The following is an 8,353-nucleotide window of genomic DNA, read 5'->3' as shown; positions in this document are numbered from 1 at the left end:
TGTACGTTAAAGTCGCCGAAATATCGTTCGTCGTTCTTTTCTTTGGAGGGATACCAGTCGAAAGTCTTGTATTTTGTAAAATCTAGAGACGTATTATAGGAAGATTGTATCTGCGCGGATACACACCCGAGCCAAAGCAAGTGAAGAAGCAAAAGATAAGAGTAAAATCGATTCGTCATTTTTAGATTTTAGATCGTGTTTATTGAGTCGTAATTGGACCTACCTAAACTTCGGAATGTTCCGTTCGGGAATCGTCGCGTTAGCCAACGATTTTTCTATTTCAACCCGAAGTTTGCATTTATGGGTCAGAAGAAGCTCGCAACGAGGCTTAAAGATAAGGAGAAGAGCGCTAATTCCGCAAAATAAGACTTCTTTTCGCCCTTTTTTACTCTTCAAATAGAATCTTCAAGATGCGATTTTTACCAGGTCAAACTTACGTAAAACCGCAAGGCTATGTCCGTCCGAGCACCGTCCTCCGTTCTTTCGGGACTACATCCTCGACTCCGAATCGAAATTATAAAGAAACGGAATGTATTATGATTTTAAAATATGCGATTCAATGGTTTTCGAAACGCCGATCAAAGAGATTCAAAAATCGCTTTATCCGGATTCGGAGAATCATACCCCGGCTGCGTACAGGTAGTTTGAGCGTATGACGCGGTAAATCCGTACATGCCTCCGTACTGTGCACTATAGAAGAGATAATAGCTTCGCGTAAAAATTCCCTGACTCGTCGGGAACGTACATCTTCCAGTTCGATCAGCGAGATGAGCCGCGTTCACGTCGGCGCATCCCGTCCCTTGGCTAGTTCCGGTCGCCATATAATCGTAGCACCTACGATAGTCATCGATCTCATTTGAATTCGTTGCTGCAGTGATCGTTCCGTTCGCAATATTCGTTTTATAAGATGCATTGAAGCCGGAAACGAATTTGACCTGCAAAATATACGTGCCGGCAGTCATATTCACTCTCTCGAACTCCGAGTCGGTCATTCCACTCGCAGCAATCGTAGTGGCCGACGAAGTGGGAGAAGAATAATAATATAAATTCAAATCGGTCCCGAGATAACCGAATACGTTGAAGATATGCGGAACTGAACTACCGATCGTAACCGTAAAGAAACTACTCGGATCCTGTGCGCTTATTGGCCGATTAAACGCATTCGGTACATTCAAAGAAATTGGAGGCGCCGGTCGGTAGCGAATCGTTTTTGATAGGATAACGGCACCGGAGCCGGTTACCGTAATATTCACCGTCGTATTTTCGGAATATTTAGACAGGCTCGGCATTATGAATTGTAAGGTATTCACATCCAAAACCGTAACTCCTGTCGCGCTGACCGAATCGACCGTGACCGTATAAGTGGAACTGCTACCAGTAAATGATCCCGTACTAGTTACCGTATTAATCGTTCCCGGAAATCCCAACACCGGATTGAAATCCGCTACCGAAGCATTATAAAAAAGTAAGAACAGCAACGTATTTTGATCCGAACTGCCCCCGCCCTTCTTACAAGAGAATTGCAGAAGAAGAACTGGAATGAATAAAATAAGAAGACGGCTATTTAGCTTCATACATGTTCCTATAGAGCAAAAGAAAAATAAGGCAATTATTTTTTTATAACACTCTCAAAGATGGAGTATAAAATAATCATAATGTACGTAAAACTACTTATCGATAACCTCTGAATCTAAGTGTTACTACTAGCTTCTAATCCCGATTGAACGATCTCAGTGGTCGTATTTAAGTTCGGATATTATTCGGATTTCCCGATCCGTCTCGCGCAGATTCTATTCCGCAAAGTCGCATGTATCGCTGTAGCCAAATTTTAACATAGGCCGACATCTAAAATTTATCGAAATCACGTGTACGTTGAAATTTCAGTCGAGCCTGACTCGTCCGGAATCCACCGAAGATTTTTAGAAAAAGCTGTCACAACGCGTCCATGAACTCGTCTCTCTTCTAAAGAAGGAGAAAACAATGAATCTGAGATTTGATTATGCAAAAGCATATCCTGCAGCATTGCGAGCAATGTTGGATTTGGAAGAATTCACTAAATCGGGAGGAATCGACTCTAAACTCCGCGAACTTATCAAAATCCGGGCTTCGCAGATAAACGGTTGCGCATTTTGTATTCACATGCATGCAAAGGATGCCCGAGCTGCCGGCGAGGAGGAAAAAAGAATTTATTTACTCAACGCATGGAAAGAGTCGCCTTACTATACCGAAAAAGAGAGAGCCGCCTTAGAAGTAACGGAATACGTAACTAAAATTTCGCAGGAGGGATTGCCGGAGCACGTCTACGCGAATGCGAGAACCCATTTCGATGAAAAAGAATTCGTGGCCTTGGTCATGTTGATAAATACGATTAATTCCTGGAATCGAATCGCAATAACCACCGGAAAGCAAGCGCCCCTATAATAAATATGTAGAAGAGTTTAAATTATTCTTAATTCGAAGAATTTAAACTCTTCTACACTGGTTCGATTTTTGATCTATTCCGTCTGAAACCGACCGACTAATGAACTGAGGTGAGACGCTTGTCCCCGCATTTCTCCGGAGTATCCCGTCACTTGATCGGCGCCGGCCGCGATTTCCTGCGTGCCTTCCGAAATGCTCAGAATCGTTTTAGTGATCTCATCGGTAGCTCTTTTTTGTTCGAGCACCGCTTCTTCGATTTGTATGCTAAAATTCATTAAGCTGGATGCGCTCTGTCTGATTTCGACGGTATTACTCTCCTGAGTTTTCACCGAGACAAGAACACTCTTAGCCGTCCTATCGAACTCTTCGACCCGCACTTTCAAACGCTTTAAGACCTCCGAGGCTTCCCCCACCTTAGCGTTTCCATTCGCGACCGCTTCATTCGTAGAATTCACTAAATTACCTATTTCTTGCACCGATACTGAAGTCTGAGCCGCAAGCTTTCCGATCTCCTCCGCCACGACTGCAAAACCTTTACCTGCATCCCCGGCACGAGCCGCTTCAATCGCAGCGTTCAATGCCAAAAGGTTCGTTTTTTCCGAAATGTCGGTTATAATCGATAAGATTTCCGTAATGCGGGAAGCCGAATCCCGAATACCTGCCATCGCCCTGGTGGAGGAACTCATGGCATTTTCGCCGCTCGAAGCTTCGTCCTTCGATTCGGTCGCAAGACTGGCCAATCCTTGCATCTCCCGATTGATACTTGCAATTTGTTCGCGTAACAGAATCACGTTACCGTCGATCTCCTTCATATTGGAGACGGCTCTTTCCATGGATTTACCCACGTTCTCAGCGGATGAGGCAAGCTCCTCGACAGCCGCAGATGATTGTTCCGCTGCGGATGCTTGGGTTTGCGCAACATCCGAAAAATGACTCGAAGAAAAATTCATTTCGTCCGAGGTCTTCGAAATCTTTCCTGCCGTCGAACTGATTTCGCCGACGATTTTGCGTAGTCCGTCTCTCATCTGAGCCATTGCGCCTAAAACTTTTCCGATTTCATCATCCCTATCGTAATCGGAATGCACCGTTAGATTTCCCTTTGCAATCTCCTGCGAAAACCCGATCGCTTGTAAAAGGCCCGACGTGATCAACCTCTTAAAAATCACATTTAAAACTATCAGCACGGTGATCAGGATCAATACCGAGCTCACAATGCTTTCTAAAATTACTTTGCTTAAATCTTCCCAAAAAATCGATTTCGGAATACTGATCTTTACGACCCAATGTTTAGCGTCCCTGCCTAGCCGGAAGGGAAGATAGTAATGTAAATGATCCGCCGATTCGAAAGAGAATTTCTTAGCCTGCTCCTTGGTCCGAAGGACTAAATCCAATTCTTCCGAATCGGGAAGAATCTTACCTAAAAGCTCGGAATGCAAACTATGAGCCGCATATAGTCCTTTCGGTGAAATTAAAGAAATATAACCTTGACCGCGGAACGGCTTTATATCCTTAAAAAATGCTTGGAGCTGGTCCAATGCGATATCGATGCCCGCTACGCCGTAAAAATTCTCATCTAGGCTAATCGGCGCAACAAGCGAAATCATCCAGACATCCTTTCCCGCTACCGGGTAAACATATGGATCGATGACCGCCATTTCGTTAGTTCTTTTTGGAATATTATAATATTCTGCTTTCTCATCGTTTGTGTCGTAGTTCACACTAGGTTCTAAATCCAGAACATCCGCACCTTTCGATCGGCCGATATACGGCACAAATCGTCCGGTCGCATCGTGACCAAGAGTATTTCGAAATTGCGCGTCTCTCCCGTCGAAAGCATTCGGCTCGTAAATCAGCCACATCCCAAACCAATTTTTATTTCGTCCGAGCATACCCCGTATCGCATTAATAACTTGGCTTCGCTCCGGAGTAGCATAAATCAGAGGCCAACGAAAGCCCCGAATCATTCCTAAGCCCACATCTAACATGTCTTTCACTTCCAAAGCCCAACGCTCCGCAGTCACTTCCGAATTGCGTTCGACTTCACTTCGAAGATTTCTATATGAGGAAATGGAATTGATCACGGTTAGAAGTGAAAATCCGGCAACCAGGACCAAGGAGACATATATGGAAACTCTAGCACGAATACTCATAGCGAAGCGTAAGGAAGCATGCCCCTTATTTTTTAAAAGTAAAAAAGTTAATTCTCATTGGTAATATTGGCCGTTTTTTGATCTCGAAAAGTAAATATTTCGTTTAACAATGGCATAAGAAATCAGATTCGAAAGCAGGCCCTAAAATTTTTAGATTGAGAAATGTCTATTCGGATTTTCGAAGGAGACATCGGATTCTCGTTGACTGTAGGTATTCGGAATTCGACTCTCGACAAAGAGTCTCTATCGCAATGTTAAACAAGGGTTTACTACTAGTGATTCTGCTGACCTTCGGCATTCAATCCGCCGAAGCTGCGTTCAAACAGTATGCGTTTGTAAGCTTGATTTGTACTTGTAATCATGCCTCGAAAGCGGAGACTCACAACTCCGACCCTGAGGACGACTACTTCGTTTCAAAGACGGATTCATCCTCGTCAACTCTTTCGGTCGAGCAATCTCGGACGCTTCCCGATTGTCATTCCGTAAAAGATAAACAATCCGAGCACGAGTGTGCCTGTAAAAAACACGAGAAGAGCTACGAAAATCCCGGTTTTTCTTTTCAATTTTTAAACGAAAGATCGGATATAAATTTAGTTCCAAATAGGATCGATTCGGCAACCATAATCGCTTCCGACATTCCTTTACTATCCGGTTACCAAGGGAATCCATTTCGTCCGCCTCACCATCAATCTTAATGGATGAGCATGAGTTGGGGTAACGGAATTCTCCGTATTCCGCGAACCTCGGAACTATCTCTCGGATATTTCTTTTTAATTTCAAACGCATGGACCTTTGAAAGTTCCGCTGCGAATGTCAAGAAGAACGCGTCAGGTCGTTTCTCCGCTTAAAATCCCGCCATCCATTATCTTATTCTAACGGAGATCGTCTGAATCAATACGATAAGGTGGGCATACGATCATGTCACTCTATGCAAAAATTAGCGCTTCGCTGCTTGCATTCTATGCTTTTAGCGTAGGATGCACTGTGACGAAAGCGGGGGAATATAATAAATCCGCTACTCTTCTCGATTTATTAGCAGCCGCTCAAACACAGGCATACGTTTATATCTCCAATTCAAGTAGTTCTTCCTTCGGTATTAATCCGATACAGGCTCAGATAGGAGGAGGATTTCTGCCTTTACAGGAAGTCTCGTCCTCCGTCCGACCGGCAGGATTAGTAGCTTCCGGAATAGGGACAGGACATGTTCTTTCTACTTTATCAAATTCGAATATAGTACAGATTATTCAAGTAGCAGTCGAACAGACGATCCTAAAAACGATTCCTGTGGGAATGAATCCGGTCGAAGTCGTCGTAGATCCGAATAATACCGATCATCATTGGACGATGAATAACGGAAACGCATCCGGAATCGATTCGATATTATGCTCCTCGGAAGCGAATCCGAACGTATCGTCGATTTCAGTCGTGCACGACGATCCGGATCCTGTCATCATCGCATATATTCACGCTTCTATTTGCCTAGGAAAAGGGGCGCACAAAGTAGCCTTCCAAACAGTTTCACCTTTCCTGGCGCTTGTCACCAATCAATCGGACAATACGGTATCGGTCATAGACGACGATTCAAACTCACCCACATTCTTAGGATCACCTGGAATAAACCCTCCGGATACAAACGGAGCTATCTTAAGGACAATCACAGTCGGAACTTCCCCGTTAAATATTGCATATTCGTCATTTATGAATTTGTTTTATGTATACAACACCGGTGCAGGCACAATCTCCGTGATCGACCCTAACGGAAACGCCGGAACCGGGGCCTTACTGGGATCTTCGCTTACTGTGGGCTCCGGATATACCGTAATGAAAACGGATGTGACGGGTCGATACTTGATACTGTCCGGCACCGACATAACGACCTCCGGATCTTTAGCCTACGGAATATTAAGAGTTCTTGATTTAGCGGACCCCACCGGTGCAACATTCGGTTTTATTCGAGTCCCCAAAGCGGGCTTCTCGGATTTTCAGCAATCGCCCGATGGAAAAAGACTCTTTGTAGCCTCTGCAGTTTCGGGGACATCCACCCAAATTGCTTCGATCAACTCGAATGCATTCTATATTTTCGAAAGCTCGTATCTTCTAAATCCGAACCTAGTTCGGACCGCGACAGTCGGACTTTCCGATCAACCATACAGAACGTTTTCGATAAACGCGATGGGAGGCTCAGTAAAGAATCTTTTTGTTCCGAATTTCAGCGACGGAACCGTAACGATTATTGATGGAATGAGTTACAACCCCTTAACGACCGTTTTAGTAAACGGTAACCCCACCTACACCACGATCTTCCAACCGGGTGGCGCGGATGCGTTAGGCGGAATGGGTGGAATGGGAGGCATGAGTGGAATGTAATATTGCTTTCTCAAATCGAATCGACTTCATTTTTAAGCAAGCTCGGAAAGTAATTTTGGTTTCCCTGATATTCGGCGGTACGATTCTCACCGCACAAGAGGGAATTCTGGACGAAATTTTCGGAAATACGGGAAGTCGTAAAAAACCGCCCAAAACTTCTTCGGAAATTAAGAAGAAAGAATCCGAAAATTCGGAAGGAAGCAAATCTGCAGAAATTTCCGAAGAAAAGGAATCCCCGCCCGAACCGAAAAAAGATTCCTCACTTAGAGACATCCACGACTCCCCGGGCACTTCAACATTGAAGGAAAGCGGTAAGGATCCGATAACAGTCGAGAAAAAAGGATACGGACATTCCGAAAAACACGGCTCCGATCATCTATTAGAAGCCCCATCCGGATTAATGGGAACTCATACTCATACGCCCGGATCCATTATGGTAGAATATCGATATATGCTAATGAATATGTCGGGCTTGTATCAAGGCGCGAATAAGATAGATCCTGTGTTGCCGCTTATACTTCCTCACCAAACGACTGCGAACGGTAATATTGCCGGATTGGCGACAAACCCCTCGCCGTCGGGCAATTCGACTTACATGATGACTCCGACCCAAATGAATATGGAAATGCATATGGCGACCGTCATGGGAGCGATTACTGAAAACCTTACCGTAATGGCAATGATTCCTTTTATTAGGAACAGCATGGAAATGTTAAACGCAGGTAGTTATTTAAAAACTTATATGAGTGCGCAGGGAGTAGGAGACATCCAAGGTAGAATATCCTATCGAACTATGCATAAGGAGAATCATTCACTTCTTTTGAGTCTCGGCTTGAGTCTTCCGACAGGCTCCATCGATCAACAGGACTTCATGGCGCCCGGATTACCGCGAATAAAAGTCCCGTACGGCATGCAGCCTGGAACCGGGACATATAATCCGTCTCCCGGATTAACGTACACCGGTAAATGGGAAACCATATTCTGGGGCGCGCAGGCTTCGGCCAATTTACGAGACGGGAAAAACGCAAACGGATATAAATTCGGGAATCGTTATGAAGCTTCGCTTTGGATCGGAATTAAATTTAAAGATTGGATTTCGTTTATAGGAAGAGTGCAGTTCGATAAATGGGAAAACATATCCGGCCTAGATCAGAACTTGCCGCTGACGATGAATCCGCAAAACGATCCCGAAAAACAAGGGGGTAGAAGAACGATCGCTTACGCAGGAACAAATATTAAACTTCCTTTAATTTCCGATCTTGAAACTAGAATCAATTTTGAATACGGAGTTCCGATTCAACAACATTTGAACGGTCCTCAACTTGGATTAAAATCCGCATTTAACGTATCGGCGCAGGCATTATTTTAATATGTATAAAATAATGCCAAGCCCCTTAACCCGCGGAATTCTGTCC

General features: G+C 44.4%; 7 protein-coding genes (1 of these 7 cut by a window edge). 4 read left to right on the top strand and 3 right to left on the bottom strand.

All coding sequences use genetic code 11. The annotated features are described in order from the left end of the window. Together LEP1GSC058_RS17005 and LEP1GSC058_RS17000 are read right to left on the bottom strand one after the other, a co-directional pair. A protein-coding gene (locus LEP1GSC058_RS17005; RefSeq protein ID WP_016549490.1) for a DUF4136 domain-containing protein crosses the window boundary here: on the bottom strand, positions 1-179 show its start. The gene continues 448 nt to the left of window position 1, outside the view; only the first 179 of its 627 coding nucleotides appear in the window; it begins with the start codon at positions 177-179; its stop codon lies beyond the left edge, outside the window. A 399-nt stretch (positions 180-578) separates the two neighbouring features. Continuing rightward, positions 579-1,574, bottom strand: a complete 996-nt coding sequence (locus LEP1GSC058_RS17000; RefSeq protein WP_016550177.1) for a hypothetical protein — start codon at positions 1,572-1,574, stop codon at positions 579-581. Positions 1,575-1,980: 406 nt separating this feature from the next. Between LEP1GSC058_RS17000 and LEP1GSC058_RS16995 the strand changes: the two genes are divergently transcribed. Next, complete coding sequence (locus LEP1GSC058_RS16995; protein ID WP_016551018.1) at positions 1,981-2,421, top strand: carboxymuconolactone decarboxylase family protein; 441 nt, start codon at positions 1,981-1,983, stop codon at positions 2,419-2,421. A gap of 74 nt (positions 2,422-2,495) precedes the next feature. On the opposite strand, the gene LEP1GSC058_RS16990 is transcribed toward LEP1GSC058_RS16995, so the two are convergent. Beyond that, entirely contained in the window at positions 2,496-4,571 is a 2,076-nt protein-coding gene (locus LEP1GSC058_RS16990) for a methyl-accepting chemotaxis protein (protein WP_016549636.1), read from the bottom strand. 251 nt (positions 4,572-4,822) lie between these two features. Here LEP1GSC058_RS16990 and LEP1GSC058_RS16985 point away from each other — a divergent pair, with 251 nt between their 5' ends. From LEP1GSC058_RS16985 to LEP1GSC058_RS16975, 3 genes are all read left to right on the top strand, one after another. Continuing rightward, positions 4,823-5,266, top strand: coding sequence for an LIC_11090 family protein (locus LEP1GSC058_RS16985; RefSeq protein WP_039948490.1), 444 nt, complete (start codon positions 4,823-4,825; stop codon positions 5,264-5,266). 223 nt (positions 5,267-5,489) lie between these two features. Continuing rightward, a complete protein-coding gene (locus LEP1GSC058_RS16980) occupies positions 5,490-6,938 on the top strand; it encodes a YncE family protein (RefSeq protein ID WP_084680422.1) in 1,449 nt (482 codons plus the stop codon). Further along, positions 6,928-8,307 (top strand): transporter, encoded by a 1,380-nt coding sequence (locus LEP1GSC058_RS16975; protein WP_016550079.1) that lies wholly within the window; start codon positions 6,928-6,930, stop codon positions 8,305-8,307. Before LEP1GSC058_RS16980 ends, LEP1GSC058_RS16975 begins: the two co-directional genes overlap by 11 nt. The last annotated feature ends 46 nt before the right edge of the window (positions 8,308-8,353 follow it).

Origin of the sequence: Leptospira fainei serovar Hurstbridge str. BUT 6 (assembly GCF_000306235.2) — a bacterium.
GTDB classification, from domain to species: domain Bacteria; phylum Spirochaetota; class Leptospiria; order Leptospirales; family Leptospiraceae; genus Leptospira_B; species Leptospira_B fainei.
This window is presented reverse-complemented; position numbering and strand designations above follow the sequence as displayed.

What these genes read in the sequence shown, in the direction of transcription:
- LEP1GSC058_RS17000 (WP_016550177.1), bottom strand. Translation starts at nt 1,574, where the DNA reads ATGAAGCTAAATAGCCGTCTTCTTATTTTATTCATTCCAGTTCTTCTT.
- LEP1GSC058_RS16995 (WP_016551018.1), top strand. Translation starts at nt 1,981, where the DNA reads ATGAATCTGAGATTTGATTATGCAAAAGCATATCCTGCAGCATTGCGA.
- LEP1GSC058_RS16990 (WP_016549636.1), bottom strand. Translation starts at nt 4,571, where the DNA reads ATGAGTATTCGTGCTAGAGTTTCCATATATGTCTCCTTGGTCCTGGTT.
- LEP1GSC058_RS16985 (WP_039948490.1), top strand. Translation starts at nt 4,823, where the DNA reads ATGTTAAACAAGGGTTTACTACTAGTGATTCTGCTGACCTTCGGCATT.
- LEP1GSC058_RS16980 (WP_084680422.1), top strand. Translation starts at nt 5,490, where the DNA reads ATGTCACTCTATGCAAAAATTAGCGCTTCGCTGCTTGCATTCTATGCT.